Origin of the sequence: Kribbella sp. NPDC051587 (assembly GCF_044453945.1) — a bacterium.
Taxonomy (GTDB): Bacteria; Actinomycetota; Actinomycetes; order Propionibacteriales; family Kribbellaceae; genus Kribbella.
Genome location: NZ_JBITDE010000003.1, coordinates 457,054 through 483,439 on the forward strand (window position 1 = coordinate 457,054; position 26,386 = coordinate 483,439).

Consider the following 26,386-nt stretch of genomic DNA (forward strand, 5'->3'; position numbering starts at 1 on the left):
CCACCCGAGGGGCTGACGGCTCATACCTTTTCCGGCGAACCGGAGGCGAGGCTGCGGTCGACGGCGATGGTGGCGCGGGTGGTGGCGATGATCGAGTCGAAGGAGATCGGCATCCTGGTGCCGTTCTTGACGGCGCTGACGAAGGCCTCAAGCTCGGCGCGCTGACCCTTGTCGGTACCGCGGGCCTTCTGGGTGGACGGCTTGCGGCCGGTCCAGACCGACGCGCTCGCGAAGTTGTCGAGACGACCGTTGCGGCCGCCGCCGGTGATGTCGATCGTCTCCTTCGGGAACCGTGAGTTGCCGCCGGCAACATAGTTGATGCTGCCGACCGAACCGTTGGCGAACTTGAGCGTGACGATCACGTCGCCGGCGTCCGGTCCCGGTACGGCGTACACATCGGTCGGAAGGCTGTCGAGCCACCAGCTCAGGGTGTCGATGAAGTGGCCGCCCTCACCCGCGAACCGGCTGCCCTCCTTGCCCTGGTCCAGGTACCAGCTCGACGGATCGAGCTTGCCCGCGTTCACCAGGTAGCGCAGCGACTGGGCACCCTGCTGCCCGAACCGGGTCTTGAGGTCGGTGAGCAGCGGTGCGAAGCGACGGTTGAACCCAACCATCAACCGGTCGTTGCCGGTCGCCTCGACCGTGGCGACGATCCGGTCCACCTCGTCGTACGTGAGTGCGAGCGGCTTCTCGACGAAGACCGCCTTGCCTGCCTCAAGCGCCTGGCAGGTGAGGTCCGCGTGGGAGCTGTGGCGCGTCACCACGAAGATCGCGTCAAGCGTGTCGTCGTCCAGCACCTCCTGCGAGCTGGTCGAGATGTTCTCAAACCCGAACTTCCGCTGAGCATTCGCCGCGGACAGCGACTTGTTGGTCGCCACCCGGGCCAGCTTCGCGTCCCCGTTGTTCTGCAAGTGCGGCAGCAGCATGCTCGACGCGTAATTGCCCGCACCAATAAACCCAAGCCGAGCCGCGCCACTCGTACTTGATGCCTGCGAGGCGACGTGCGGCGCGACCTGCTTCAGCTCTTCAGTGGGTACCTCGGGGTATTCGAAGAGGAAACCTACGCCGGGGAGGGAGCCGGTGCTGAGTTTGGCGTAGGCGTCGGTGGCGTCGGCGATGGGGAAGGTGCCGGCGATGAGGGAGGCGATGTCGATCTGTTCGCGGGCGATGAGGTCGACGAAGCACTCGAGGTTGCGGCGTTCGGTCCAGCGGACGTAGCCGGCGGGGTAGTCGATACCTTGGAGTTCGTAGCGGTCGTCGTACCGGCCGGGGCCGTAGGAGCGGGAGAAGCGGACGTCGAGTTCTTTGTCGTAGTAGGCGTTCCAGGGCAGGTCGAGGCGGGTCTTGCCGATGTCGACGACGCGGGCGCGGTCGCGGGCCAGGCGGGCGGCGGTTTCGACGGGGCCGTTGGAGTGGCCGCCGGCGGCGAGCAGGATGTGGTCGGCGCCGAGGCCGTTGGATGCCTCGAGCAACGAACGCTCCAGCGACGCGACGCCGGCTTCGTCGGGGGAGGAGCAGGCGAGAGCGCCGGCCTTCTCCGCCATCCGGCAGCGGTCCTCGACGGTGTCGATGCCGAAGACGCGGACGCCGGCCGCGACCAGCAGCCGCACGCAGAGCTGACCGACCAGGCCGAGTCCGATCACCACGGCGGTCTCGCCGAGCTGGACCTCCGCCTGGCGCACACCCTGCATCGCGATCGCACCGACGGTCGAGAAGGCGGCCTGCTCCGGCTGCACCCCATCGGGTACGGGCACGCACAGATTCACGGGGACCCAGTTGTACTCCGCGTGCAGCGCGAACTCGTTGCCTGCGGCAGCGACCAGCTGCCCGACGCTGAACTCCTCGGCCCCGGCGCCGACCTCGACGACGACACCACACAGCGAGTAGCCGAGCGGCGTGTAGGAGTCGAGCTTGTTCATCACCTTCTGGTAGGTGCTCCGCAGACCCTGCTGGGCAACGGTGTCGAGGACCTTCTTCACCTGGTCCGGCCGGGCCTTCGCCTTGCCGACCAGGGAGAGCTTGGCCTCGCCGACCTTCATCAGCTCGGTACCGGTCGAGATCAGCGAGTACAGCGACCGCACCAGCACCCCACCGGGCTGGCAGCCGGGCGGCGGTACGTCGAGCACCGCCAGCTCACCGGACTTGTAGTTCTGCGCAACCTGCTTCATATGTTCAAGTCCTTAAGAGGTGATCGAGACGCCCAGCGTCCGCATGTTGCGGGTCCAGGTCTCCAGGGTCAGCAACTGCCAGATCTGCTTGGAGTAGTCCTCGCGCCCGGCCCGCTCGTCGTCCACGAGCCGTTGTACGGCGGCCTGCTGCAGGAATCCGCTCCCGACGAGCTCACCGCGGAGCAGTGTGTCGTCGACCAGCTCCCGCAGGTCGTTGCGGATCCAGGCCCGCAGGGGAGCGCTGAACGACGCCTTCGGGCGGTAGATGATCTCCTTCGGCAACCAGGCCTCGGCCGCCTTCTTCAGCGCCAGCTTGCTGACCCGCCGATGGATCTTCTGACTCCCCGGGATCGAGAACGCCGCCCGCGCGACGATCGGATCCACGAACGGCGTCCGCACCTCGGTCGACGCGGCCATGCTGGCGCGGTCGGTGTAGGCGAGGTTCAGCCCCGGCAGGAACATCCGCGAGTCGGCCAGACACATCCGGTTCACGTGTTCGTCGAGGGTGGTGTCGTGGTAGATGTCGCTGTGCTCGCCGAGCAGCTTGCCGACGTACGGCTCCAGGTCCGGACTCAAGAGCCCGGCCAGCTGGTCCCCGTCGTACATGGTGTAGCTGCGCCGGAACGCTTCTTCCTCGGGGAGGTTCGCGAACGTCTCGAACCGTTTCGCCCACCGCGCGTACCGCAGGCCGCGACCGCGCACGGTCACCGGCAACCGCCGTACCGTCGGGCCGATCAGGCCGTTGCGCAGGACGCCGGGAAGCGACTGGTACTGCGCTCCCATCACGCACGCGAGGTGTTTGCGATAGCCACCGAACAGCTCGTCGGCGCCCATCCCGGACAGCAGCACCTTGACCCCGGCATCGCGCGCGGTGTCGCACATCAGCAGCGTGTTGATCGCGGCCGGGTCACCGATCGGTTCGTCCAGAATGTCCACGACCCGCGGCAGCAGGTCGACCACGTCCGGAGCGATCTCGATCTCGTGCAGGTCGATGCCGAACTGCTTGGCCACCTTGCGCGCGTAGATCGCGTCGTCCGGCATCGCTTCGAGCTTCTGGTCCTCGGACCGGAAGGTGATCGTGTACGAGTCGACGGCCGAGTCCATCTGCTTGGCAAGCACGGTCACCAGGCTGGAGTCCAGCCCACCGCTCAGGAACGTCGACACCGGTACGTCGGCCACCATGTGCGCGGCGACCGACTCCTCGATCACCTGACGCAGGTCAGCCGGGGGACCCGCCGCGGCCTCGGTCGCGACGTCCGTCACCCGCCAGTACGTGTCCTGCCGGCTACTGCCGTCCGGCCGGAACTCGGCCCACGACCCCGGCGGCAACTTCTCCACGCCATCGATCGAGCAGCGCTGTTCCGGCAGCCAGTAATAGAGCATCGACGAGATCAACGCGCCCGGCTCGGTTCGCAGCTCAGATCCGAGAGCCGTGACCAGCGCCTTCAGCTCGGACGCGAAGACCACACCACCCTGGCGGCGCAGGAAGAACAGCGGCTTGATGCCGAGCGGATCGCGGGCCAGGAACAGGCTCCCGCTCTCCTCGTCGAGCATCGCGAACGCGAACATGCCGCGGAAACGCTGTAGTGCGTCCGGACCCCAACGACGCCAGGCCTCCAGCACCACCTCGGTGTCGGAGTTGGTCCGGAACGAGACGCCCGACTTCGCCAGCTCGGACCGCAGTTCCTTGTAGTTGTAGAGCTCGCCGTTGTAGCAAAGCGTCAGTCCACGCTTGCTGAACGGCTGGTCCGCGCTGGACGACAGGTCGATGATGGAGAGCCGTCGATGCGCCAGTACGGCGAAGACGTCGTCCTCCTGGAACCGGTACGTCGCCGTCGCGTCCGGACCGCGATGAGCGATCCGATCGCTCATCGCCTCGGCGAGCGCCGTACCGTCGTGCTGCTGGTAGCAGCCGGCGATCCCGCACACGTCAGGACCCCGTGGCCCGGACGACGCTGATCGGCGTCACATGACCGGTCAGCTGCCCGAACACTCCGAGGTACGCCTTCTGCTGGTGCTTCCAGGCGAGCACCTGCTCGACCCGCTCGCGGCCGAACCGGCCCATCCGGCGCCGGGCGACCTCGTCGTCGAGCAGGTCGACGATCGCCTGCCCGTACTTCGTGACGTCGTTCGGCTCGACGTAGACGGCGGCCTCGGCGGCCGACACCCTGGTCTCGATCAGGTCGAAGGCGACGACCGGCAGCTCGAACGCCATGTACTCCATCGTCTTGTTCATCGTGGAGACGTCGTTCAGCGGGTTCTTCGGGTCCGGCGACAGGCCGAGGTCGGCGGTCGACATCACCGCGCGCACGGTCTCGTCCGGCACCCGGCCGGTGAACTCGATGTGCTGCTGCAGCCCGAGCTCGTCGCGCAGGGCAACGACCTCGTCGAACGAGTCGCCACCGCCCATCAAGGTGAACTTGATGTCGGTGCGGCCGAGCTGGTTGACGATGTGGTCGGCCGCGCGGACGACGATGTCGACGCCGTCCTGCGGGCCCATCACGCCGATGTAGGTGACCAGGTAGCGGTGACCGTCGCGGAGCGAGTCGTCGGCCTGGACGCGCTGCAGCTTCTCCGGGTCCGGCCCGGTGCGGACCACGGTCACGTCGTGGTTGGCCTTGCCGCTGCGGGTGATCGCGATCCGCCGGTACGAGTCGTTGGTCGACGTCACGTGGTCGGCGGTCCGGTGCGTCATCTTCTCCAGGAACCGCAGTCCCTTGTACGGGAGCGACGTCGTACCGCCGAAGCGTGACTGGAACAGCTCGGGGCACAGGTCGTGGTGGTCGAAGACGAACTTCGTCCGGTCCAGCCGGCGCAGCAGGATCGCGATCGGCCAGAAGATGTCCGGCGGGTTGCAGGCCTGCATGACCTTGAACTTGCCGGCCTTACGAGCGCGCAGGACCAGCATCAGGGTCATCAGGAACGAGTAGGCGTACTCGACGATGAAGCCGAGCTTGCTGCCGCCGGGTGCGTACGCCTTGTACTGGTGGACGGCGACGCCGTCGATCACCTGGTACGACGGATCGCCCGGTCCCTTGGGGCAGACGACCGTGACGTCGTACCCGGCGCCCTTGAGCGCTTTGCACTCCTCCCAGACCCGGCGGTCGAACGGGACCCACAGGTTCTGGATGATGATCAGAACGCGGGTGGCGCTCACCAGCCGACTCCTTCGTATCCGTGCAACGCCTCGACGGCGCCGCCGAGGCGGCCGCTGAGGTCGATGGTCCTGGCGGGTGGGGTGGCCAGCAGGGCCTCGATCGCCGCGGGGTCCGTGGCACTGACCAGCGCGACGTCGGCGCCACGCAGGGCCTGGGCCGGGTCGTCGGTCAGCACGCGCTGCAGGTGCGGCAGCTTGGACTCGACGTGCCGCAGGTTCGCGCCGACCAGGCGGCTCGGGTTCACGATCGCGTCGTAGATGCGCAGGTTGTAGCCCTTGCCGATCAACCGCTCGGCGAGCTCGACGTTCGGGCTCTCGCGCAGGTCGTCGGTGGAGACCTTGAAGCTCAGCCCGAGCAGTGCGACCTCGCGGCCGGGACCGGCAATGACCCGGTCGACCACGTCACTGACGGCGCGCTCGTTGGTGGCCAATGTCCCGGACAGTAGCGGCAGCTCGGTGTCGTTGACCCGGGCCAGGTGCAGCAGCGAGCGCAGGTCCTTCGGCAGGCAGGAGCCGCCGAACGCGAACCCGGGCTTCAAGTAGTACGGCGAGATGTTCAGGCTGGTGTCCTGGACGAACAGCCGCATCACCTCACGCGAGTCCACGTCGTAGTGGCGGAAGATCCGGCCCATCTCGTTCGCGAACGAGACCTTGGTCGCGTGGAACGCGTTACAGGCGAACTTGAGCGCCTCCGCGGTCCGCACGTCGACCACCTGAACCTCCTGCCCGAGGAACCCGAGTAGCTCGGCCAGTTGCTTGCCGACGGTCGGGAACTGGGTGCCCACCACGACGAATGGCGGCTCGTAGAAGTCGGCCAGTCCGGACCCTTCCCGCAGGAACTCCGGACACATCGCCGTACCGAACGTCAATCCAGCCGGCGGCGGTACGTCGGCCAGCACCTTCGCGACCACCTCGTCCACCGTCCCCGGCGGCACGGTCGACCGGATCACGATGCTGTGGAACCCCGACTCCGGCGGTACGACGACATGCGCGGCCTCCGCGATGTCGCGGACCGCGCGCTTGATGTACGTCAGGTCGGTACTACCGGCCGGAGTGGACGGCGTACCGACACAGATCAGCGACACGTCGGCGCGATCCAGCGCGAGCCGAGGATCGGTCGTGGCATGCAGCCGCCCCCCGGTCACCCCACTCGCAACCAACTCGTCCAGCCCGGGCTCGACCACAGGACTGTGCCCCTCGGTGATCGGCCCGACCTTGGCGGTGTCCACATCGACACCCCACACGTCATGCCCGGCCGCGGCCAGACAAGCCGCAGTCACCGACCCCACATACCCAAGACCGAATACGGCAACCTTCATAACGCCCCCCACAGGCTCAGAACACGGCAGCGCCCAAAAGAGCACCCACCCCCACCCCCTGATACACCCAGCCCAGAAATTGGCCGAAACTCCTCACCACCGAGGACCGGCCCGGTGGTGGACTTGCCGGACGGTAGGGTCTGGCGGTGACTGAGCGCAGCTTGGCCAACGGCCGGTACGTCTTGAGCGAGCAGCCGATCGGCGTGGGCGGGATGGGCACTGTCTGGAAGGCGCTCGACACGGTCCTGCGCCGCGAGGTCGCGGTGAAGGAGCTGCGGATTCCCGAAGGGTTGAGTCCGGCGGATCGCGACAGGTTGCGAGCCCGGGCGATGCGCGAAGCCCAGGCTGCCGCTGGGTTGGACCACCCGGGCATCGTGACGATCTACGACGTGGTGGACGAGGGCGGCCGGCCGTGGATCGTGATGCGTCTGCTCAGTGGCCGGTCTCTCGACCAGGTGGTTCGCGCCGATGGGCCGCTGAGCCCACGCCGTACCGCCGAGCTCGGTCTGCGGCTGCTCGACGCGTTGACAACCGCGCACGCCGGCGGCGTACTGCATCGAGATGTCAAGCCGCAGAACGTGATGCTCGGCGCCGACGGCCGCTGGATGTTGACGGACTTCGGCATCGCATCGGTCGCCGGCGCCACCCGTACCCTGACCGGCACCGGCACGGTGTCAGGCACGCTCGGCTATATCGCACCGGAGCGCCTCTCGGGCGCCGAGGCCGGTGCGGCGGCAGATCTCTGGGCGCTGGGCGCGACCCTCTACTTCGCCGTCGAGGGACGGCCTGCGCATGATCATGACGACGTCCCTGCGATGATCGCCGCGATCCTGACTCGTGATCCCGCTCCGCCGCACCATGCCGGGTCGCTGGCGCCGGTCATCGCGGGTCTGCTGGAGCGCGATCCCGGCCGGCGGCTGGATGCCGGCCCGGTCAGGGAGCAGTTGCTCGCGGTCGCAGACGGGTACCCGACCTTCGAGAGGCCGGCCCCTCGGCCCGGAGTCGCGAACCGGTCGACAGAGGAGTTCGGCGGACCTACCCAGGTACTGCCGGACGGCGGTACCCGGATCGACCAGGGCGATCATCGACCGGAACCGTCGACCGAAGGGATCACCTTCGTTCGGGGCAATCGCGTGCTCCGGGCGCTTGGGTGGCAATTGGCCGCGCTCAACGGGGTGCTCGGGGCACTTGCGGTCCTCCTCGTCTACGGCGGGGCCGATGGCCGGACAAAATATCTGCCCGAGGTATTGCCGGTCGCGGCCATCGTGCTGGTGATGACCGGGGCCGTCGGAGGGCTCGGCGCCTTGCTGGCCCCGCGCTTGATGGCATGGTTCGGTCTGCGCACGGTCCTGGTTGGGAACGCGCTGCTCGCGGGCGGCTCGCTGGTTACCGGGGCTTTCGTCGCAGATCTGGGTTTGGACGTGCCGGGGATCGTCCTGGCCGTGGTCGCCTTGGTTGCTTTCGGAAGTTGGTACCGATCGTCCGGCGCGCTGCGGAAGCGGATCGTGCCTGCGACGCTGCTGAGTCAGGTCAGCGTGGTCTATCGGGAGCTGGGCGCGGTCACGATCCTGCTCGGCGTCGCTGCCGCGGTCGGCTACCTCTGGCTCGTGGACCCGCAGGTCAGGCCCCAGTGGGGTGGCGACTACTTCATCGCGCCCTTCATCGGCTGCGGCAGCCTCGTGATCGCCGCCGCTCTGCTGGTCCTGTTCGCCGTACGGGCCGCGGGCAGTACCGGGACGAACAAGCCGGCGAAGCGTTAGGTCTTGGTCACCACGGGGACAGCCGCGCTGGTCATGGCGGTCTTCACCGGCTGCCTGACTACCGTGCGTTACGTCGACGGACTGAACGACCTCACCGCTTTACCCGACGTCTGCGCGTCGCCTGCCTTGTCGCGGAACCGCCTTGCGCGCTTCGAGACGCCTCTCGGGATGCCACGGACGGTCGACGCCGACAGCGTCTCCTGTTCTTTTCACAGTCCAGGCAACGGCCGGACTGAGGTCATGATCGACCTCACGAAGTTGGCCGGCTCCCGCAGCGCCACCCGCCGTCTGAAGGGTGAGGCGCCCGACAGCGGTACGGAGAGTACGCAACTCGGCGACGAAGGCATCCGCTATCCCTTCGAGGAGTTCAGGTCCGGGGAGATCCTCGGTATCGCCGTCGAGAGCCGGATCGACAACATCCTGCTCAGGGTCAGGTTCGGGCGCGATGAATCCCTCGGCACCCCCGAATTCGCCGGACTGCAGGCGCTGGCCTCCGAACTGGTCCAGGAGCTCGAGGCCCAGAAACCCCGCTGAGATCGCCGCTGCTCACCCTCGCACAGGCCGGCTGCGGACGGCGGATCTTCGGACGTTGTGGATTGGCTGTATCAGAACGGCTTCCGGCTGATCTGTAGAGGCGACAGGGGAGTGTCGGGGCGAGGGAGCGTACGGATGAGAGTGCTGGTCACTGGCGATCGGGGTTACATCGGGGCCGTGATGGTGCCGTTCCTCCGGGGTGCGGGTCATGTGGTGGACGGGTTGGACACCGGGCTGTACGAGGGGTGCGACCTGCTGGGTGGGCCGGAGCCGATCGGGGACCGGAAGCCGCGGGACATGCGCGATGTCACGGCGAAGGAGCTCGAGGGGTACGACGCGGTGGTCTGTCTGGCCGCTTTGTCGAACGACCCGCTGGGCAACCTCGACAAGGAGGCGACGTACTCGGTCAACCTGCGCGGCACGCTGAACGTGGCCCAGGCCGCCAAGGACGCCGGCGTCGAGCGGTTCCTGTTCGCGTCGAGCTGCAGCCTGTACGGCGCGGCCGGGTCCGAGGCGGTCGGTGAGGACGCCGAGATGTTCCCGGTGACGGCGTACGGGGAGACCAAGGCGCTGGCCGAGCAGGAGCTGTCGAAGCTGGCCGACGACAACTTCAGCCCGACGTACCTGAGAAACGCCACCGCGTACGGCGCCTCGACGCGGCTGCGGCTGGACATCGTGGTCAACAACCTGACCGCGATCGCACTGACCACCGGGCAGGTCCGGTTGGAGAGCGACGGCACCCCGTGGCGGCCGCTCGTCCACATCGAGGACATCAGCCGGGCGTTCGGCGAGGTGCTGGAGTCGCCGCGGGACGTGATCCACGACGAGGCGTTCAACGTGGGCCGCTCCGAGGACGTCGTCCAGGTGCGCGACATCGCCGAGATGGTCCGTGAGGTCGTGCCGGGCTCGACGCTGTCGATCGCCGACGGCGCCGGCCCGGACCTGCGCAACTACAAGGTCGACTTCAGCAAGCTGAACGACACCTTCCCGGGCCTCAAGCTCGAGTGGACCGTCCGCAAGGGGGTCGAGGAGATGTACGACGCCTACCAGCGGCACGGCCTGACCTACGACGACTTCACGTCGGCCCAGTTCGTCCGGCTGCGCCGGATCCAGCAGCTGCTCGACAAGAACCTCGTCGACAGCCAGCTAGTCCGCCAGACCGACGAGCAGTTCCCCGGCCCGAAGGCTGACTTCTTCTTCGAGAACAAGAGCACGGAGGCCAACTGACATGGCTGCCACTGTTTCGTGCCGCCTCTGCGGCGAAGACCTGAACCGCACCTTCGTCGACCTCGGCATGTCGCCGCCGTGCGAGAGTTTCCTGCGCGCCGACCAGATCGACGCCGGGGAGACCTTCTACCCGCTGAACGTGCGGATCTGCGACAACTGCCTGCTCGTCCAGCTCCCGGCGTACGTGGCCGCTGACGACGTCTTCTCCGACTACCTGTACTTCTCGTCGTACTCGACCAGCTGGGTGGAGCACGCCCGCCGGTTCGTCGTTGACATGCAGGAGCGGCTGAACCTCGGTCCGGACAGCCTGATCGTCGAGGCCGCCAGCAACGACGGCTACCTGCTGCAGCACGCGGTGGCCCTCGGCATCCCGGTGCTCGGGATCGAGCCGGCCGGCAACATCGCCGAGATCGCGAACGAGAAGGGCATCCGGACCGAGAGCTACTTCCTCGGTGAGGCGACCGGTACCGACGCGGCCGCCCGGCACGGCAAGGCCGATCTGGTGGCCGGGAACAACGTGTTCGCGCACGTCCCGGACATCATCGACTTCGCCAAGGGCCTGCGCGCGCTGGTGAAGGACGACGGCTTGGTGTCGCTGGAGTTCCCGCATCTGCTGCGGCTGATCGAGCGTCGTCAGTACGACACGATCTACCACGAGCACTATTCGTACCTGAGTCTCAAGACCGCTTCGCTCGCGCTGGAGAAGGCCGGCCTCAAGGTCGTCGACGTCCAGGAGCTGGCCAGCCACGGCGGTTCGCTGCGGGTCTTCAGTACGCCGATCGAGACCGCGGGCGAGCCGACCGAGCTCGTCGGCAAGGTGCTGAAGGACGAGGCCGATGCCGGCCTGCACACCGTCGAGGGCCACGCCGGCTTCGCGAACGAGGTCTTCACGATCAAGGCCGAGCTGGTCGAGTTCCTGATCCAGGCCCAGCGCGACGGCAAGACGGTCGCCGGGTACGGCGCTCCTGGTAAGGGCAACACGCTGCTGAACCACTGCGGCATCCGCGAGGACCTGCTGCCGTACACGGTGGACCGCAGCCCGCACAAGCACGGGCTGTTCCTGCCGGGGACGCACATCCCGATCCACGCCCCGGAGCGCCTGGCCGAGACGCGCCCGGACTACATCCTGATCCTGCCGTGGAACCTGCGCGACGAGATCGTCCACCAGCTCGGCTATGCACGGGAGTGGGGCGCGAAGTTCGTCGTACCGATCCCGCGTCTCGAAGTTCTCTAAGAAACGCAGTAGGGGGGAAGGAACAGCGATGAAGGTCGTGATCTTCTGTGGAGGCTTCGGGCTGCGGATGCGCAGCGGCGTCGACTCCGCACCGAAACCGATGATGACGATCGGCGACCGGCCGGTCCTGTGGCACGTGATGCGGTACTACGCACACTTCGGCCACACCGAGTTCATCCTCTGCCTGGGCTTCGGCGGCTCGGCGGTCAAGGAGTACTTCCTGCGTTACGAGGAGACCGTCTCCAACGACTTCGTGATGACGAAGGGCGGGCAGCGGATCGAGCTGCTCGACTCCGACATCAGCGAGTGGAAGATCACCTTCGTCGACACGGGTATCGACACCAGCATCGGGGAGCGGCTGCGCCGGGTCCGGCCGTACCTGGAGGACGACGACGTCTTCCTGGCCAACTACGGTGACGTGCTGACCGACGCGCCGATGGACAAGATCGTCGACCACGTCATCAACAGCGACGTGACGGCGAGTCTGCTCGCGGTCCCGCCGCAGGCGTCCTTCCACGTGGTCGAGTTCGGTACCGACTCGCGCGTCACCGGGCTGCGAAGCGCAGCCGATCTGAACGTCTGGATCAACGGCGGCTACTTCGTGATCAAGAAGGAGATCTTCGACGTCCTGAACGAGGGCGAGGATCTGGTCGGCGACGCGTTCCCGCGGCTGTCCGCGGTCGGCAAGCTCGAGGCGATCCCGCATCACGGGTTCTGGGCACCGATGGACACCCTCAAGGAGCGCAGTCAGCTCGAGGAGCTGTACCGCTCGGGCAAGAAGCCGTGGGCGCTGTGGGCGCACGAGAACCGCCGCTCGTTGAGCAACAGCAACAGCAACGGATCCGACCCGGTCGTGGTGGCGCTCTGATGCTTCCGTTCCAGCTCGGCCTGATCGACGGGCCGGTTCACCTCGTCGCGCTCGGCGCGCACCCGGACGACATCGAGATCGGCTGCGGCGGCACGCTGCTCAAGCTGGCCGAGTCGGTGCCGGAGCTGACCGCCGAGTTCGTGATCGCGACCGGTACGCCGCAACGCCTCGAGGAAGCCCGCCGGGGGGCGGAACTGTTCCTGCCCGAGTGCGAGGTGACCGTCACGTCGGCCGAGCTGCCGGACGGCCGGCTGCCGGCGCACTGGAACGAGACCAAGGAGTTGCTCGAGGCAACGGCCCGGGGAGCGGTCCGGACCCCGGTCCTGGTCTTTGCCCCGAGCAAGCACGACGCGCACCAGGACCACCGGCTGATCGCCGAGCTGGCCCCGACGGTCTGGCGCAACCACCTGGTGCTGCACTACGAGATCCCGAAGTGGGACGGCGACCTCGGCCGCCCGTCCCTGTACGTCGACCTGTCCGAGGAGCAGATGCGCGAGAAGGTCGCTCGCCTGCACAAGGCGTATCCCTCGCAGGTCCCGCACGACTGGTTCGACGAAGAGACGTTCACCGGACTCGCCCGGCTGCGCGGGATGGAATGCCGGGCCCGGTACGCCGAGGCCTTCACGACCGGCAAGGCGATGCTGACATGGTGACTGGGGGAGACGACGTGGGCTTCAGATGCCGCGGCTGTACGGGAGCGAACGTCGTACAGGTGGTTGATGTCGGCGACCAGCCGACCGCGGACCTGTTCCCGACCGCAGACACGCCTGGTCCGGATCCGCGCCACCCGCTGTCGTTGTGGCTGTGCCGCGACTGCACGCTCGTCCAGCTCGGCCCGGTCGAGGCGCAGATCGCCGAGGAGCCGCTGGCGGTCGAGTCGGCGACGAGTCTCGCGCACGCCGAGTCGTCGGTGAAGGAGATCCTGCGCGATTATCCGGAGCTCGCCGGTGGTGTGGTGTTCGAGTTCGGCAGCCCGCACGGCGGTTCCTGGCTGGACCACCTGTACGCCGCTGGGTCGCGCCTGGCCGGCGACGGCGAGAAGGCTGACCTGGTCGTCGATGTCCATGGCATCGTGCACGACGAGCAGTTCGGTGAGTCCTTCAAGCTGCGGGCCGAGCGGCTCGCACCCGGCGGCCTGCTGGTGATGGAGTTCCACCATCTGCTCCCGCTGTTCGTCGGCAACCAGTTCGACACCATCCGGCACGGGCACTGGTCGTATCAGTCGCTGCGCGCGGTCGGGAACATCGCCAAGCTGAACGGCCTGACGGTCGAATCCGTCAAGCAGGTGGAGATGTACGGCGGCAGCCTGATGGTGATGCTGCGGCACACCGCGGAGGCCAAGCCGGATGCTTCCGTCGACGTTGTCCTGGCCGACGAAGAGGCAGCCGGGATCGCGGACGAGATCCAGCTGGCCAGCCTGCAAGAGGCCGCGTGGCACGCCGCCGGTGCGCTGCACGAGGAGCTGACCCGGCACAAGGCTGCTGGCCGCAAGGTCCTCGGGTACGGCGCTCCGTCGAAGGCACCGGTCCTGCTCGACCTGAGCAAGGTCGGCAACGACCTGCTCGAGTTCACCGTCGACAAGGCGCCGGGCAAGCACGGCCGCCGCATCCCCGGTGGTTGCATGGTGCCGATCCGCCCGGTCGAGGACCTCAAGGCGGCTCGGCCGGACGTCGTACTGGTGCTCACCTGGGACATCGCCGAAGAGGTGATCGCCCAGCTCGAGGCCGACGGTGGTTGGGGTGCGACGTATCTGGTACCGCTTCCTGAACCACATGAGCTGAGGCGATGAGCCCATGCAGGTAGAACAAGTAGCCGGTATCGCCGGTGCATTGATCTTCCGGCCGACGCCGCATGTCGACGAGCGCGGGTTCTTCTCGCGCACGTTCGACCGCGACATCGTGAAGCAGACCGGTCTCGATCCCGACGCGTTCGTGCAGGACAGCATCTCCCGGTCGCGCCGCGGTGTCGTACGGGGCATGCACATCCGTGCGGGTGTCGGCGAGGCCAAGCTCGTGCGGTGCTCGTACGGCGCAGTGCTCGACGTGGTCGTGGACCTGCGCCCCGACTCACCGACGTACCGGCAGCGGGAGACCTTCGACCTGACCGGCGAGAACCAGGTCACGATCTACGTACCGGCCGGGTGCGCGCACGGGTTCCAGGCGCTCACCGAGCCGGCCGACGTGTCGTACCGGATCGACCGGGCGCACGACCCGTCCGAGGACGTCTCGATCCGTTGGGACGACCCGGATCTCGACATCCACTGGCCGCTGCCGGTCACGCTCATGTCCGAGCGCGACCTCGCGGCACCGTCTCTGGCCGAGGCCATTGCGAGGCTCACATGAAGTCCTTCGAGAAGTCGATCGCGGCCAACGCCCGGCTGCACAAGGCGATCCCCGGCGGCGCGCACACCTATGCCAAGGGTGACGACCAGTACCCCGAGGACATGGCGCCGGTGATCGAGCGTGGCCTCGGTGCCCATGTCTGGGATGTCGACGGTAACGAGTACATCGAGTACGGCGCCGGCCTGCGCGCGGTCAGCCTCGGTCACGCGCACCCGCGCGTCGTCGAGGCGGTCCGGCGTGAGCTCGACCGCGGCAGCAACTTCGTCCGGCCGAGCATCATCGAGGCGGACGCGGCCGAGCGGTTCCTCGCGTCGGTCCCGACGGCCGAGATGGTCAAGTTCGCCAAGAACGGTTCGGATGCGACCACCGCCGCGGTGAAGCTGGCCCGGGCGATCACCGGCCGGACCAAGGTCGCGATCTGCTCCGACCACGCGTTCTTCTCGACCGACGACTGGTTCATCACGCGCACTCCGATGGCCGCCGGTATCCCGGACGCGATCGGCGACCTGACCGTGGCCTTCCCGTACGGCGACCTGGCCGCGACCGAGGAGCTGCTCCGCCGGTACGACGGTGAGATCGCCTGCCTGATCCTGGAGGCAGCAACCCAGCAGGAGCCGCCAGCCGGCTATCTGGAGGGCCTGCGCGACCTCGTGCACTCGTACGGCGCACTGCTGGTCTTCGACGAGATGATCACCGGCTTCCGCTTCTCCGAGGCCGGCGCCCAAGGCATGTACGGCGTGACGCCGGACCTGTCCACCTTCGGCAAGGCACTCGGCAACGGGTTCGCCGTGTCGGCGCTGGCAGGAAAGCGCGAGTTCATGGAGCGCGGCGGTCTCCGCGACACCAACGAGCGCGTCTTCCTGCTCTCCACCACGCATGGCGCCGAGACGCATTCACTCGCGGCCGCGATGGCCGTCATGGATGTGTACGCCGAAGAAGGTATCGCCGCGCGGTTGCACGAGCGCGGTGAGAAGCTCGCGGCCGGCGTACAGGAGGTCGCGTTGGCGGCCGGTGTCGAGGACCACGTGCTCGTTCGCGGTCGGGCGAGCAACCTGGTCTTCGCGACGCTCGACGAGAGCTTCGCGCCCTCGCAGCCGTACCGGACGCTGTTCCTGCGCGAGCTGCTCCTCGGTGGGGTGATCGGCCCGTCGTTCGTCGTGAGCAGCGCACTCACCGACGCGGACATCGACAAGACCGTCGATGTGGTCGCCCAAGCCTGCACGGTCTACCGCAAAGCCCTTGAGGCACAGGACGTCTCGGCCTTCCTGCCCGGCCGTCCGGTGCAGCCCGTCTTCCGCAAGTACGCATAAGGAGCAGTGTGAGTTCGAAGTTGTCAGTGGCGCGCCGGTGGGCACTCATCTGCCTGGCGGCGTTCCTGGCGTTGGCGGTGTTCGTCACCCTCGAACCGACCGACAGCTTCGACCGCACGCTGCGCGAAGTATTCCGACCCGACGACGTCTGGGGGCCGTGGCAACTGGTCTTCGGCAACGTCGTCGACGGTGCCGGCCCACCGGTCGCCCTCGCCGCGCTCGCGGTGGCCGGTGTGGCCGCATCGGTACGGCGGAAGTCGTGGTGGCCGCTCTTCTACGTCGGCCGGCTCGCCGTGGTGACCGTGCTGATCACGCAGGTCACCAAGGCGATCTTCAGCCGGCCGGACCCGCACAACGACGTCGGCATGTTCAACGGTTCCTACCCGTCCGGCCACATGGTCATCCTGCTCAGTTGCCTGGGCGGGATTCTGCTTGTCTGGCGGCAGTGTCCACCGCTGTGGGCCTGGTGGCTCGTGCTGGTGGCCGAGCTGACCATGGGCTTCTCGCTGCTGCTGCTGTCCATGCACTGGTTCACCGACGTGATCGGCGGCGGACTGCTCGCCGTGGCGATCGTCATCTTCGCGGCGTCGCCGCGGTTCCTTCGTCCGGTGCACCGGACAAAAGCCAACGCCGTCGACTCGGTTGGGAGCCCGACATGACGTACCCCAGACTCAGCATCGGCCTGCCGGTCTACAACGGCGAGGAGTACCTCGCGCAGTCGCTGGACGCGGTGCTCGGCCAGACGTACACCGACTTCGAGCTGATCCTGTCCAGCAACGCGTCCACCGACAGCACGGACGACATCTGCCGGGACTACGCCGCGCGCGACGAGCGGATCACGTTCTATCGCCAGGACCACAACGTCGGGGCCGCACCGCATCACGACTTCGTCTTCCAGAAGAGTCACGGCGAGCTGTTCAAGTGGGCCTCCGGTGACGACCTGTGGGGTCGTGACTTGGTTGCCAAGTGCATCGAGTTGCTGGACGCGAACCCGGATGCCGTCCTCACGCACACCTACACCGCGGCGATCGACGGCGAGGACAACGTCATCCAGGCGCTGAAGTACCCGCTGCACACCGACGCGCCGGATGCGCCCGAGCGGCTGCGCAGCCAGCTGCGCGACGCCGATCTTCCGGGCGCGATCCAGGCGGACGATTTCTACGGCGTGATCCGGTCCGACGTACTGCGCAAGGTGAAGCCGCACGGCAGCTTCTACCACGCAGACCAGGTGTTCATGGCCGAGCTGGTGCTGCACGGCCGCTTCCTCCAGGTACCGGAGTGGCTGTACTTCCGCCGTCACCACGACGGCCGTGCGCTGCAGGCGAACCCGACGATCAGCAGTTGGTCGCGCAACCTGGACCCGAAGCGCTCCAACAAGCTCATCCACCCGCCGGCCCGGCTGGTCGCCGAGTACATCCTCGGCTACTACACCGCCGTACGGCGGTCGCCGCTGAGCGCCGCGGACAAGCGGGCGTGCAACCGGCACATCCGCGACTGGCTGACCAGCCGCGTCACCCGTCGCCTGCCGGGTGCCGAACGGCCGGAGCCGATCCAGCACTTCGGTGCGATCGACAGCTTGTCGGTTCAGGCCGTCGTCGCCGGATCCGAGGGACGCTGACGTGCGGATCGGACTGTTCGGCCGCCTCGGCTCGGGGAACATCGGCAACGACGCCACCCTCGAAGCCGTCCTGGCCTACTTGAAAGCCGAGCGACCGGACGCGGAGCTCGACAGCCTCTGCTCGGGACCGGAGCGAGTCACCGAACGGTACGGCGTACCGGCGGCGCAGTTGGGTTGGCTGGACGGCTCAGGACCTGTCACCGGCCCGAAGCCGGTCCGCCTGGCGCTGACGCTGGCGCGACTCGTCCTGGGTTCGCTGATCGACACCTGGCAGATCGCCACCTGGGTACGGCGTCATGACGTCGTGATCGTGCCGGGGATGGGCGTACTGGAGTCGACCCTGCCGCAGCGACCGTGGGAGCTGCCCTGGGGCCAGTTCGTGATGTCCCTTGCAGGCAAGGCTTTCGGGGTCAAGGTCGCATTCGTCAGCGTGGGAGCGAACGTGGTCCGGCAACGCGCCACCGGGTGGTTGCTGGCCAAGTCCGCCAAGCTGGCGTACTACCGGTCGTTCCGTGACGAGCAGTCGCTCGGCGCCGCGCAGCAGATGCGGATGGCCGGACCGTCCGATCACGTCTTCCCGGACCTCGTCTTCGCCCTGTCGTCGCCACCGGTGCCGACGGGCGACGCCATCGGTGTCGGCGTGATGGCCTACTCCGGAGGCACGGAGGACCGGGCCGATGCCGAGCGCATCCAGGAGTCCTACACGGTCGAGATGACGCGGTTCGTCGAGCGTCTCCTCGCGGACGGGCGGAGCGTCCGGCTGCTGATCGGCGACGAGGCCGACGAGGCCGTCGCCCTCGACGTACTCTCCCGGGTCCAGTCCGCGCGCGTGGTGTACGAGTCGTTCACGTCCGCCGACGAGCTGATGAACCAGCTCGGCACGGTCGACACCGTCGTCGGCACCCGCTTCCACACCGTGCTGTTCGGGCTGAAGCTCGGCAAGCCCACCATCGCGATCGGCTACGGCCGCAAGCACTTGGCGCTGATGGAGCAGTTGGGCGTCGAGGAGTGGTTCCAGGACATCCGCGAGCTCGACGCCGACCGCCTCTACACGCAGTTCGTGGCCTTGCAGGGTGAGCGCGGTCAGGTGGTCCGCACCATCGACCAACGCCTGCAGGTGATTCGTGAGCGGCTGGACGAACAGTTCGCCGAACTGAACGCCGTACTGTTCGGAGGAAGCTCGTGAGCCGCGTCAACGTCGTACGGCGGCAAGTCCTTGGCCGGCTGAGCTGGGGGATCGCCGATCAGGCGGTGTCGAGCCTCGGCAACTTCCTGCTCGGCGTCTTCGTCGCCCGCCTGATGGGCGCCGCGAGCCTCGGCGCGCTCGGCCTGGCGTTCGTCGCCTACGCCATCGCGCTGAACTGCTCGCGCGCGTTGTCCACGGACGCGGTGATGGTTCGCTTCAGTGCCGCGGGCAAGGAGAACTGGCGCGATGCCGTCTCTGCCGCCGGTGGTGTGGCGTTGATGGTCGGCGCGGTCACCGGTGCGATCTGTGTCGTGCTGGGGCTCGTGCTCAAGCACCTCACTCCTGGCTCGGAGGCCGGTGCCGCGTTCGTTGCCCTGGGCATCGTTCTGCCGGGGTTGATGTTGCAGGACAGCTGGCGATCCGCGTTCTTCGCCGCGGGCGAGGGCGCGAAGACGTTCCTCAACGACACCGTGTGGAGCGTGCTGATGGTCGCCGTCCTCGCGGCCGGCTACGCCGCGCACCTGCGCGGCATCACCTTTGCCCTGCTCGTGTTCGGCGGTACGGCGTGGATCGCGGGACTGTTCGGGATCTGGCAGGCACGGGTCATGCCGCGGCCGGCGCTCGCGATCGGCTGGCTGCGCAAGCACCGTGACCTGGGTGCACGGTTCCTGGTGGAGAACGTCGTACTGGGTGCCGGTGGTCAGATTCGCGCGCTCGTCGTCGCTGCGACCGGCGGCCTGGCGGCGGCCGGTGCGATCCGTGGTGCGGAGATGGTGATCGGTCCGGTGGCCGCGCTGCTGATGGGTGTCGGCCAGGTAGCCGTTCCGGAGGCGGCCCGGGCGCTGATCCGTGGGCAGCGAGCCCTGCTGCGCCTCGGCGCTGTCCTGAGCGCGGGGCTGGCGACGGTCGCCCTGGCGTGGGGAGTGACCGTGATCGTGACGTTCCCGCTGGGGATCGGACGGCTGGTACTCGGCGATGTTTGGACCGAGGCCCGTGGTCTGGTGCTGGGCGTCGTCATCAGTTGCGCGGCGGGCTGCACTCAAGTGGGTCCGTCCGCAGCCCTGCGTGCACTGGGCCGCGCCGACCTGACAATGCAGTGCCAGATCGTGGTGACCACATTGTTCGTCGGTATGGCGACCGCCGGTGCCGTGCTGTGGGGCGCTCAGGGAGCAGTGTGGGGTACGGCGATCTCCTCGATCCTCGGCGGGATCATCTGGTGGAGCCGGTTGCTGAAGGCGCAGCACGCACACTTCGCGGCAGCGAACCTCGAGCCTGAGGGAGCGCCGGCATGAGTGAGGTGGTCATCGCGACGCTGATGCGGCTCGAGGGACCGTCCGGTCTACAGAGCCACGTCCGCACCTTCGACACCTATCTGCAGGACCAGCACGAGCCGGTCAGTGTGATCAGCCCGTTCTCGGCGCGGTCCCCGTTCGTACTGCCGATCTTCGCGGCCCGGATCGGCGTTCGGAAGCTCAGCCGACCGGCGGCGATTCGCTGGCACGAGTACTGGCACGCGCACTACCTCGAAGCAGCCTTGCGCCGGCACCTGGCCTCGCGGCCGGATGCGGTGATCTACGCGCAGTGCCCGATCAGCGCCGGGGTCGCGCTGCGCGTCCGCACCACCCAGCCGGTGGTGATGGTCGCTCACCTGAACATCTCCCAGGCCGACGAGTGGGCCGACAAGGGGGAGATCCCGCGGGACGGCGCGCTGTTCCGGGCGATCCGCGACCACGAGGCCGACGTACTGAGCCGGCTGGACGGGATCGTCTACGTCTCCGGCTTCAACAAGTCACAGCTCGAGGAGCGGATCCCGGCACTGCGGAAGGTGCCGAACGCGGTCATTCCCAATCCCGTGCCGGACAGCACGCAGTCGGCCGACGCGACCGTCGTTGCGGACCTGGTCAGCGTTGGTGGCCTCGAGCCACGCAAGAACCAAGCGCAGCTGCTCCGAATTCTCGGTGCGGCCGCCGCACGTGGACACCGCTACACGCTGTCGCTCGTGGGCGACGGTCCCGAGCGCGGTGCGTTGCAGAAGCAGGCGGCCGACCTCGGCATCGCCGATCTGGTCCGTTTCCTCGGCTACCAGCCCGACCCACGGCCGATCCTGCGGCAGCATCAGGTCTACTGCCACACCGCCACGATGGAGAGCTTCGGCATCGTGCTCGTCGAGGCGATGGCCGAAGGCCTTCCGGTCCTGACGGCTCCCGTCGGCGGCATCCCGGACGTCGTGCAGCCGGGCGTCGAGGGACTCTTCTGGCCCCTCGACGACGCGGCCGCGGGCGCGGATGTCCTGATCGGGTTCATGGAGGATCCTGGCACCAGGTCCCGGATGGCAGCCGCGGCCCGCACCCGCTTCGAGCACGACTTCGCCGCCGAGGTGGTCGGCCGCCGGCTGCACACCTTCTTGCAGGAGACCGACCTCAGTACGACCGCGCCGGCGCGAAGCGAGCGATCGGGTTCGTGAGGTTCCCGGCGAATTGGAGTGCGCCGGCGGGGTCCTGAAGGTCGAGCATCTGCTGGTTGTTGCGCAGCTGCAGCCGGTTCAGGCAGGAGAGCTCGAACTCTTCGGCGAACAAGTCGTCCGCAGCGAAGCGGTCGGCGAGCTCGGGTGCCGACTCCTGGTAGTCGCGGATGCAGGCGGCGACGGTCGCGAAGAACTCGTCCTGTGACAGCAGGCCCTCGGTGTGCAGGGTCGCCGACAGGAAACGGAAGAAGCAGTCCACGACATCGGTGAAGATCGAGAGCACCCGCATCTCCTGCGGAACCTCGGCCTGAATGCGATCGACACCCGGCGGCAGCTTGGCCGCGGTGTTCAGGACCGCCACCTCTTCGCCGATATCCTTCAAAATCACCCGCTGTACGGCGCCTGTCTCGTCCAGCACCAGGATGACGTTCTCGCCGTGCGGCATGAAGACGAGGTCGTGACCGTAGTAGCACTGCAGCAACGGGACCAGATACGCATCGAGGTACTGACGCAGCCACTCGTTCGCAGGCAGCCCCGACTTGGTGATCAGCGCGCCAACGAACGAGGCACCGTCCCGATCCACGTGCAGCAGCGACGCCATGGTCGCCAGCCGCTCACCCGGCTGCAGCTGCGGGATCGGGCTCTCCCGCCAGAGCGCAGCCAGCATCTTCAGGTACGGCGACCCCTTGGCGCAGGCCGCGAGATATTGCTCGTGGTGATACCCGATCGCGGCCTGCTCACGCAGTACAGAGACCTTCGTCCGCCCCAGAACCTCATCACCCGCGACCAGGTCCGCGACCCAGTCGTTGATGGCAGGCGTGTCCCGCATGTACTCCGACGACAACCCGCGCAGGAAGCCCATGTTCAGTACGGACATCGCGGTCTTCACGTAGCGGCGGTGCGGCGCGGACGTGTTGAAGAAGGTACGGATCGACTGCTGGGCCTGGTAGTCGTCGGCGCTCTCACCGAGCAGGACAAGGTTGCGCTTGGCAAGCTCTCCGGCGAACGTCACCGCGAGCCGGTTCGCCCACTGCCACGGGTGCACCGGGATCAGCAGGAAGTCCGCCAGGTCGAGTCCCCGCTCAGCCAGTGTTCCCTTGAACCGGGCCAGAGTCTCCGGGCCGAGCTCTTCGGAGAGAAGCGTGTCGTAGTCGAGGTCGGCGCAGCTGGAGAACGTCGCCAGCTCTCGCCGGGCGGCCAGCCAGATCAGCCGCACGGGTGCGCCCGCCTCCGGTGCATAGGCGCGGTACTCGTCGATGCTGAAGCCGATCCGCCCGTTGTTGGCCACGAAACAGGGATGCCCCTCGGTCATCCCGCGTTCGACGGCCTGGAAGTCCGCGCCGGCCAGCTCGGCAGCCGACGTCCGCGGTCCGGCGAGTTTGAACGCCGTACTGGCCAGCGTGCTGGTGATCTCTTCCAGGTACGTCGGCAGGATCTGCGCGCTGAGGCCGAGGGTCTCGCGCAGCTCGATCACGAAGTCGAGCATGTCGAGCGGCAGTGCCTTGCCGTCGCGAGTGCGGGTGATGCTGTCGGCGTCGACCGCCCAGTGGTTCAGCTGAAGAACCTCCGCCGCGAAGCCGTACGAGGTCTGGCCGTCGTCGCTAGCTACGACGTACTGCCCCGGCCTGCTGGAAGCCGGAGTCAGCAGCCGCTCGTGGCTGAACTCGGCGAGTGCCTTGCGGACGAGCAGCCGGTTGGCGTGGTCCCAATGCTCGGGGGTGAGGTGGTCTGTGGTGCTCATGCTGCTCCTCGCTTGGTCAGATACTGATCGCGCGTACAGACGGACAGCAGGGCTGTCTTGACGGGAAGGACGACCTCGCCGACGACCTCGAAGCCGACCGCGGCGTTCAGCGCGTGGACAGCGGTGTTGCGGACATCGGGCTCGACCACAACCCGCCGTACCGACGGATCGGCGAACAGCGACTCCATCACCGTGGTGATCACCGCGCGGGTGAAGCCGTGTACCGGTCGAGTCGTCGGCGCGGTCAGGAAGTGCATGCCGACATCACCAGGCTGGTGCGCGTAGTGCGCCCCGAGCTCGCCGTGCGGGTCGTACCGCTCGACCAGGAAGTCGGGCGTGCCGTTGCGCAGCCCGAGGAACGCCTGGTGCGTCGGATGCGCCGCGATCGACTGCGACTCCTTCAGTACGTCGTCCCGGCTCGCGTCCTGCATCATCCAGTACGACGCCTTCGGGTCGGTCACCCAGTGATAGAGCAGCTCGTTGTCGCCGACCGGGTCGACCGGGCGCAGGGCGAACTCACCCAGCACCGGGTCGTCGTACCGGAAGACGATGTCGTCGGTGCGCGCCGTCATGACCGCACCGACGCCAGCGGCGCTCGGTCGGCGACCGGTGCGCCGAACTCCTGGAAGGCGATCGACCGCTCGATCGGGTAGTACTCGCGCCCGAGCAGATCGCGGATGATCCAGGAGTTCCGGTACGCCGCCATTCCGAGGTCGGGGGCGACGAAGCCGTGGGTGTGCAGCTCCGCGTTCTGCACGTAGATCGCGCCGCCTGACCGGTCGATCCGGTAGTCCCGCCGTACGGCGAAGCGACCGGCGTCGTCGAAGTCGAGGTGCTCACGGATCGGGTCGAGGAAGGTGGGCACATGCTGTGAGTAGCCGGTGGCCAGCACGAGTGCGTTGGAACGCAGGCTGAACTCCGCGTCCTGCTCTTCCTGGTGCAGGTCGAGCGTGAATGTGTCGGTAGCTGCGTCGTACTCGGCACCGGTCAATGCGGTGCAGGTGAGCAGTCGCGTGCGGCAGGGACCGGCGAGGTTCTTCTGGTAGAGCAGATCGAAGATGTCGTCGATCAGGTCGGCGTTGATGCCCTTGTACAGATTCTTCTGCGACTTGTTCAGCCTGTCGCGGGTGCCGGCCGGCAGCGCGTGGAAGTAGTCGGTGTACTCCGGCGACGTCATCTCCAGCGTGAGCTTCGTGTACTCCAGCGGGAAGAACCGCGGCGACCGCGTGATCCAGGTCAGCTCGTAGCCGTAGGTATCGATCTCGCTCAGCAGGTCATAGTAGATCTCGGCCGCGCTCTGGCCGCTACCGAGGACAGTGATCCGTTCCTTGGTCTGCAACGCGGCCTTGCGCGGCAGATACGCGCTGGAGTGCGCGATCTCGCCGGGCAGTTCGCGGCACGCCTCGGGGATGAACGGGGGAGTGCCGGTCCCGAGCACCAACCGCCGGCCCCGGTACGTCGTGATCTCGCCACTGCCGATCGCCCGCGCCTGCACGTGATAGACGTCGTCGACGTACTCGACCGAGACGACCTCCTGGCCGAACCGGATCGTGTCGAGCTTGGAGGCTGCCCATTGGCAGTAGTCGACGTACTCGCTGCGCAGCGGGAAGAACTTCTCCCGGATGTAGAACGAGTACAGCCGGCCGGACTCCTTGAGGTAGGCCAGGAAGGACAGCGGCGAGGTCGGATCGGCCAGGCTGACCAGGTCGGCCAGGAACGGCGTCTGCAGGGTGGCGGACTCCAGCATCATGCCGGGGTGCCAGTCGATGCCGGGTTTGCGTTCGAGGAAGACTCCGGACAGGTCCTCGATCGGCGCCGTGAGGCAGGCCAGACCGAGGTTGAACGGGCCGACCCCGATCCCGACGAAGTCGAGGATCTCGGGGCGCATGACGTCGACCTCGGTCTCAGCAGGCTGCAGGGACAAGGTTCTCTCCGAGGTAGTCGCGGGCGTGCCCGGCGATCAGGTCGAGGACATCGGCGATGTCGTCGAGCGTGGTCGCGGGATTCAGCAGGGTGAACTTCAGGTAGTGCCGGCCGTCGACGACCGTGCCGGCCACCACCGCCTCGCCGGACGCGGCCAGCGCCTTGCGGGCGTGCCGGTTGGCCAGGTCGATCTCGGCATCCGTGTTACCACCGGCGGCCGGCAGGTAGCGGAACACGAGCGTGCTCAGCCGAGGCCGCACCAGCACCTCGTACCGGCGGTCGGCGTCGAGGAGCGTCCAGGCATCGGCGGCTCGGTCGATCACCTCGTCGAAGAGCTGACCGATCGCGTCGGCGCCCATCGTCCGCAGCGTCAGCCACAGCTTCAGGGCGTCGAAGCGACGCGTGGTCTGGATGCTCTTGTCCACCTGGTTCGGGATCTGCTCGGCCCGGGTGTGCGCCGGGTTGAGGTAATCCGCGTGGTAGGTGACATGACGCAGTACGTCGGCCTCGCGCACGATCAGCGCGCTCGCGGAGACCGGCTGGAAGAACGACTTGTGGTAGTCGACGGTCACCGAGTCGGCGGCCTCGATCCCGGCGAGCAGATGCCGCCGACGCGAGACCAGCAGACCGCAGCCGTAGGCCGCATCGACGTGCATCCAGACGCCCGCCTCCGCGCAGATCAGTCCGATCCGTGGGAGCGGGTCGATGCTGCCGAAGTCCGTCGTACCGGCGGTGGCGACGACTGCCATCACCACCTCGCCGCGAGCGCGGCAGCCGTCGATCGCCTCCTGCAGCGCGACCGGCGACATCCGCTTGTCCGCATCACAGGCGACCTCGATGACGGCGTCCGCACCCAGGCCGAGCATCGTCGCGGCCTTGGTCACGCTGAAGTGCCCGCAGGAGGAGGCGAGAATCCGCAGCCGCGACAGCTCTGCTCCGGTCTCCTCCTGCACGTGTTGCCGGGCGAGCAGCATCGCCTGCAGGTTCGACTGGGTACCGCCGCTGGTGAAGACGCCGTCGGCCGACGGGCCGAACCCGATCCGGGCGGCGGTCCAGTCGACGAGCCGGCGCTCGATCAGCGTGCCGCCCGCGCTCTGGTCCCAGGTGTCCATCGAGGAGTTGATCGCGGACAGCACGGTCTCCCCGACGAGCGCCGGGATGACGATCGGGCAGTTCAGATGCGCGAGGTAGCGCGGGTGGTCGAAGTAGACCGCGTCGCGCAGGTACACCTCGCCCAGTTCGTCCAGGGCGGCCGAGGTGTCGCCGAGCGGGGCATCCAGGTCGATCGCGTCGATCTCCTTGGCCAGCTGCTGCGGCGTCGTACCGGTGAAGGGTCTGTCGTTGGTTCCGATCCGGGCGGCGACGACCTCGACCGCGGCACCGACGAGTTCGCGGTAGCGCTGGGCGTTCTGCTCGTTGAGCAGATGGGTCGTAAGGGAGAGCTGACGGGGATCCGCAGAGGTTGCGGTCATCGCTCTTTTTCCTCCTGAGGGAGAGCAGGGGCCTGAGCGATGATTAGGTTAGGCTTCCCTTAC

At 67.7% G+C, this 26,386-nt stretch carries 22 protein-coding genes; 14 read left to right on the plus strand and 8 right to left on the minus strand.

The genetic code is table 11. The features are described 5' to 3' along the window. Positions 1-20: 20 nt before the first annotated feature. Genes ACIA49_RS14360 through ACIA49_RS14375 form a run of 4 tightly spaced genes read right to left on the minus strand, consistent with a single transcriptional unit; the run spans position 21 to position 6,644 of the window. Positions 21-2,168, minus strand: a complete 2,148-nt coding sequence (locus ACIA49_RS14360) for a bi-domain-containing oxidoreductase (protein ID WP_396377594.1) — start codon at positions 2,166-2,168, stop codon at positions 21-23. Between the two features lie 12 nt (positions 2,169-2,180). Further along, positions 2,181-4,097, minus strand: a complete 1,917-nt coding sequence (gene asnB, locus ACIA49_RS14365) for an asparagine synthase (glutamine-hydrolyzing) (protein ID WP_396377595.1) — start codon at positions 4,095-4,097, stop codon at positions 2,181-2,183. 1 nt (position 4,098) lies between these two features. Next, positions 4,099-5,325 (minus strand): glycosyltransferase family 4 protein, encoded by a 1,227-nt coding sequence (locus ACIA49_RS14370; RefSeq protein ID WP_396377596.1) that lies wholly within the window; start codon positions 5,323-5,325, stop codon positions 4,099-4,101. Next, positions 5,322-6,644: a UDP-glucose dehydrogenase family protein gene (locus ACIA49_RS14375; RefSeq protein WP_396377597.1), complete on the minus strand. Its 1,323-nt coding sequence runs from the start codon at positions 6,642-6,644 to the stop codon at positions 5,322-5,324. The genes ACIA49_RS14370 and ACIA49_RS14375 overlap by 4 nt, the downstream gene beginning before the upstream one ends. A 146-nt stretch (positions 6,645-6,790) precedes the next feature. On the opposite strand from ACIA49_RS14375, the gene ACIA49_RS14380 reads away from it, so the two are divergent. The 14 genes from ACIA49_RS14380 (at position 6,791) to ACIA49_RS14445 (ending at position 21,187) form a co-directional block, all read left to right on the plus strand. Beyond that, a complete protein-coding gene (locus ACIA49_RS14380; RefSeq protein ID WP_396377598.1) occupies positions 6,791-8,404 on the plus strand; it encodes a bifunctional serine/threonine protein kinase/MFS transporter in 1,614 nt (537 codons plus the stop codon). Positions 8,405-8,407: 3 nt separating this feature from the next. Beyond that, positions 8,408-8,938, plus strand: coding sequence for a hypothetical protein (locus ACIA49_RS14385; protein ID WP_396377599.1), 531 nt, complete (start codon positions 8,408-8,410; stop codon positions 8,936-8,938). 135 nt (positions 8,939-9,073) lie between these two features. Further along, positions 9,074-10,165: an NAD-dependent epimerase/dehydratase family protein gene (locus tag ACIA49_RS14390; protein WP_396377600.1), complete on the plus strand. Its 1,092-nt coding sequence runs from the start codon at positions 9,074-9,076 to the stop codon at positions 10,163-10,165. A 1-nt stretch (position 10,166) separates the two neighbouring features. After that, positions 10,167-11,399, plus strand: coding sequence for a methyltransferase domain-containing protein (locus ACIA49_RS14395; RefSeq protein ID WP_396377601.1), 1,233 nt, complete (start codon positions 10,167-10,169; stop codon positions 11,397-11,399). Between the two features lie 28 nt (positions 11,400-11,427). Beyond that, complete coding sequence (locus tag ACIA49_RS14400; RefSeq protein WP_396377602.1) at positions 11,428-12,267, plus strand: sugar phosphate nucleotidyltransferase; 840 nt, start codon at positions 11,428-11,430, stop codon at positions 12,265-12,267. Next, the gene (locus tag ACIA49_RS14405; RefSeq protein WP_396377603.1) at positions 12,267-12,920 is read left to right on the plus strand and encodes a PIG-L deacetylase family protein; all 654 of its coding nucleotides are present in this window, start codon (positions 12,267-12,269) and stop codon (positions 12,918-12,920) included. Before ACIA49_RS14400 ends, ACIA49_RS14405 begins: the two co-directional genes overlap by 1 nt. Positions 12,921-12,934: 14 nt before the next feature. Continuing rightward, positions 12,935-14,056 carry a hypothetical protein gene (locus tag ACIA49_RS14410; RefSeq protein WP_396377604.1) on the plus strand — a complete coding sequence of 374 codons (1,122 nt, stop codon included), beginning with the start codon at positions 12,935-12,937 and terminating at the stop codon, positions 14,054-14,056. A gap of 4 nt (positions 14,057-14,060) precedes the next feature. Next, a complete protein-coding gene (rfbC, locus tag ACIA49_RS14415; RefSeq protein ID WP_396377605.1) occupies positions 14,061-14,609 on the plus strand; it encodes a dTDP-4-dehydrorhamnose 3,5-epimerase in 549 nt (182 codons plus the stop codon). Continuing rightward, on the plus strand, positions 14,606-15,919 hold the full coding sequence (locus tag ACIA49_RS14420; protein WP_396377606.1) for a glutamate-1-semialdehyde 2,1-aminomutase: 1,314 nt from the start codon (positions 14,606-14,608) through the stop codon (positions 15,917-15,919). The genes rfbC and ACIA49_RS14420 overlap by 4 nt, the downstream gene beginning before the upstream one ends. A gap of 8 nt (positions 15,920-15,927) precedes the next feature. Then, complete coding sequence (locus ACIA49_RS14425) at positions 15,928-16,578, plus strand: phosphatase PAP2 family protein (protein ID WP_396377607.1); 651 nt, start codon at positions 15,928-15,930, stop codon at positions 16,576-16,578. Then, positions 16,575-17,537, plus strand: a complete 963-nt coding sequence (locus ACIA49_RS14430) for a glycosyltransferase family 2 protein (RefSeq protein ID WP_396377608.1) — start codon at positions 16,575-16,577, stop codon at positions 17,535-17,537. The genes ACIA49_RS14425 and ACIA49_RS14430 overlap by 4 nt, the downstream gene beginning before the upstream one ends. A gap of 1 nt (position 17,538) precedes the next feature. Then, positions 17,539-18,723 (plus strand): polysaccharide pyruvyl transferase family protein, encoded by a 1,185-nt coding sequence (locus ACIA49_RS14435; RefSeq protein WP_396377609.1) that lies wholly within the window; start codon positions 17,539-17,541, stop codon positions 18,721-18,723. Then, entirely contained in the window at positions 18,720-20,015 is a 1,296-nt protein-coding gene (locus ACIA49_RS14440) for a hypothetical protein (RefSeq protein ID WP_396377610.1), read from the plus strand. The genes ACIA49_RS14435 and ACIA49_RS14440 overlap by 4 nt, the downstream gene beginning before the upstream one ends. Next, positions 20,012-21,187, plus strand: coding sequence for a glycosyltransferase family 4 protein (locus tag ACIA49_RS14445; RefSeq protein ID WP_396377611.1), 1,176 nt, complete (start codon positions 20,012-20,014; stop codon positions 21,185-21,187). Before ACIA49_RS14440 ends, ACIA49_RS14445 begins: the two co-directional genes overlap by 4 nt. Here ACIA49_RS14445 and ACIA49_RS14450 read toward each other — a convergent pair. The 4 genes from ACIA49_RS14450 to ACIA49_RS14465 are packed head-to-tail and all read right to left on the minus strand — an operon-like array spanning position 21,144 to position 26,323. Then, complete coding sequence (locus ACIA49_RS14450; protein ID WP_396377612.1) at positions 21,144-22,928, minus strand: IucA/IucC family protein; 1,785 nt, start codon at positions 22,926-22,928, stop codon at positions 21,144-21,146. The genes ACIA49_RS14445 and ACIA49_RS14450 overlap by 44 nt on opposite strands. Beyond that, positions 22,925-23,500, minus strand: coding sequence for a GNAT family N-acetyltransferase (locus ACIA49_RS14455; protein WP_396377613.1), 576 nt, complete (start codon positions 23,498-23,500; stop codon positions 22,925-22,927). Before ACIA49_RS14455 ends, ACIA49_RS14450 begins: the two co-directional genes overlap by 4 nt. Then, entirely contained in the window at positions 23,497-24,852 is a 1,356-nt protein-coding gene (locus ACIA49_RS14460; RefSeq protein ID WP_396377614.1) for a lysine N(6)-hydroxylase/L-ornithine N(5)-oxygenase family protein, read from the minus strand. The genes ACIA49_RS14455 and ACIA49_RS14460 overlap by 4 nt, the downstream gene beginning before the upstream one ends. Further along, on the minus strand, positions 24,833-26,323 hold the full coding sequence (locus tag ACIA49_RS14465; RefSeq protein ID WP_396377615.1) for a pyridoxal phosphate-dependent decarboxylase family protein: 1,491 nt from the start codon (positions 26,321-26,323) through the stop codon (positions 24,833-24,835). The genes ACIA49_RS14460 and ACIA49_RS14465 overlap by 20 nt, the downstream gene beginning before the upstream one ends. Positions 26,324-26,386 lie beyond the last annotated feature (63 nt).

Excerpts from the sequence above, each read along its gene's own strand:
- ACIA49_RS14360 (WP_396377594.1), bottom strand. The coding sequence starts at position 2,168 with ATGAAGCAGGTTGCGCAGAACTACAAGTCCGGTGAGCTGGCGGTGCTC.
- ACIA49_RS14375 (WP_396377597.1), bottom strand. The coding sequence starts at position 6,644 with ATGAAGGTTGCCGTATTCGGTCTTGGGTATGTGGGGTCGGTGACTGCG.
- ACIA49_RS14390 (WP_396377600.1), top strand. The coding sequence starts at position 9,074 with ATGAGAGTGCTGGTCACTGGCGATCGGGGTTACATCGGGGCCGTGATG.
- ACIA49_RS14395 (WP_396377601.1), top strand. The coding sequence starts at position 10,167 with ATGGCTGCCACTGTTTCGTGCCGCCTCTGCGGCGAAGACCTGAACCGC.
- ACIA49_RS14400 (WP_396377602.1), top strand. The coding sequence starts at position 11,428 with ATGAAGGTCGTGATCTTCTGTGGAGGCTTCGGGCTGCGGATGCGCAGC.
- ACIA49_RS14405 (WP_396377603.1), top strand. The coding sequence starts at position 12,267 with ATGCTTCCGTTCCAGCTCGGCCTGATCGACGGGCCGGTTCACCTCGTC.
- rfbC (WP_396377605.1), top strand. The coding sequence starts at position 14,061 with ATGCAGGTAGAACAAGTAGCCGGTATCGCCGGTGCATTGATCTTCCGG.
- ACIA49_RS14420 (WP_396377606.1), top strand. The coding sequence starts at position 14,606 with ATGAAGTCCTTCGAGAAGTCGATCGCGGCCAACGCCCGGCTGCACAAG.
- ACIA49_RS14430 (WP_396377608.1), top strand. The coding sequence starts at position 16,575 with ATGACGTACCCCAGACTCAGCATCGGCCTGCCGGTCTACAACGGCGAG.
- ACIA49_RS14445 (WP_396377611.1), top strand. The coding sequence starts at position 20,012 with ATGAGTGAGGTGGTCATCGCGACGCTGATGCGGCTCGAGGGACCGTCC.
- ACIA49_RS14450 (WP_396377612.1), bottom strand. The coding sequence starts at position 22,928 with ATGAGCACCACAGACCACCTCACCCCCGAGCATTGGGACCACGCCAAC.
- ACIA49_RS14455 (WP_396377613.1), bottom strand. The coding sequence starts at position 23,500 with ATGACGGCGCGCACCGACGACATCGTCTTCCGGTACGACGACCCGGTG.
- ACIA49_RS14465 (WP_396377615.1), bottom strand. The coding sequence starts at position 26,323 with ATGACCGCAACCTCTGCGGATCCCCGTCAGCTCTCCCTTACGACCCAT.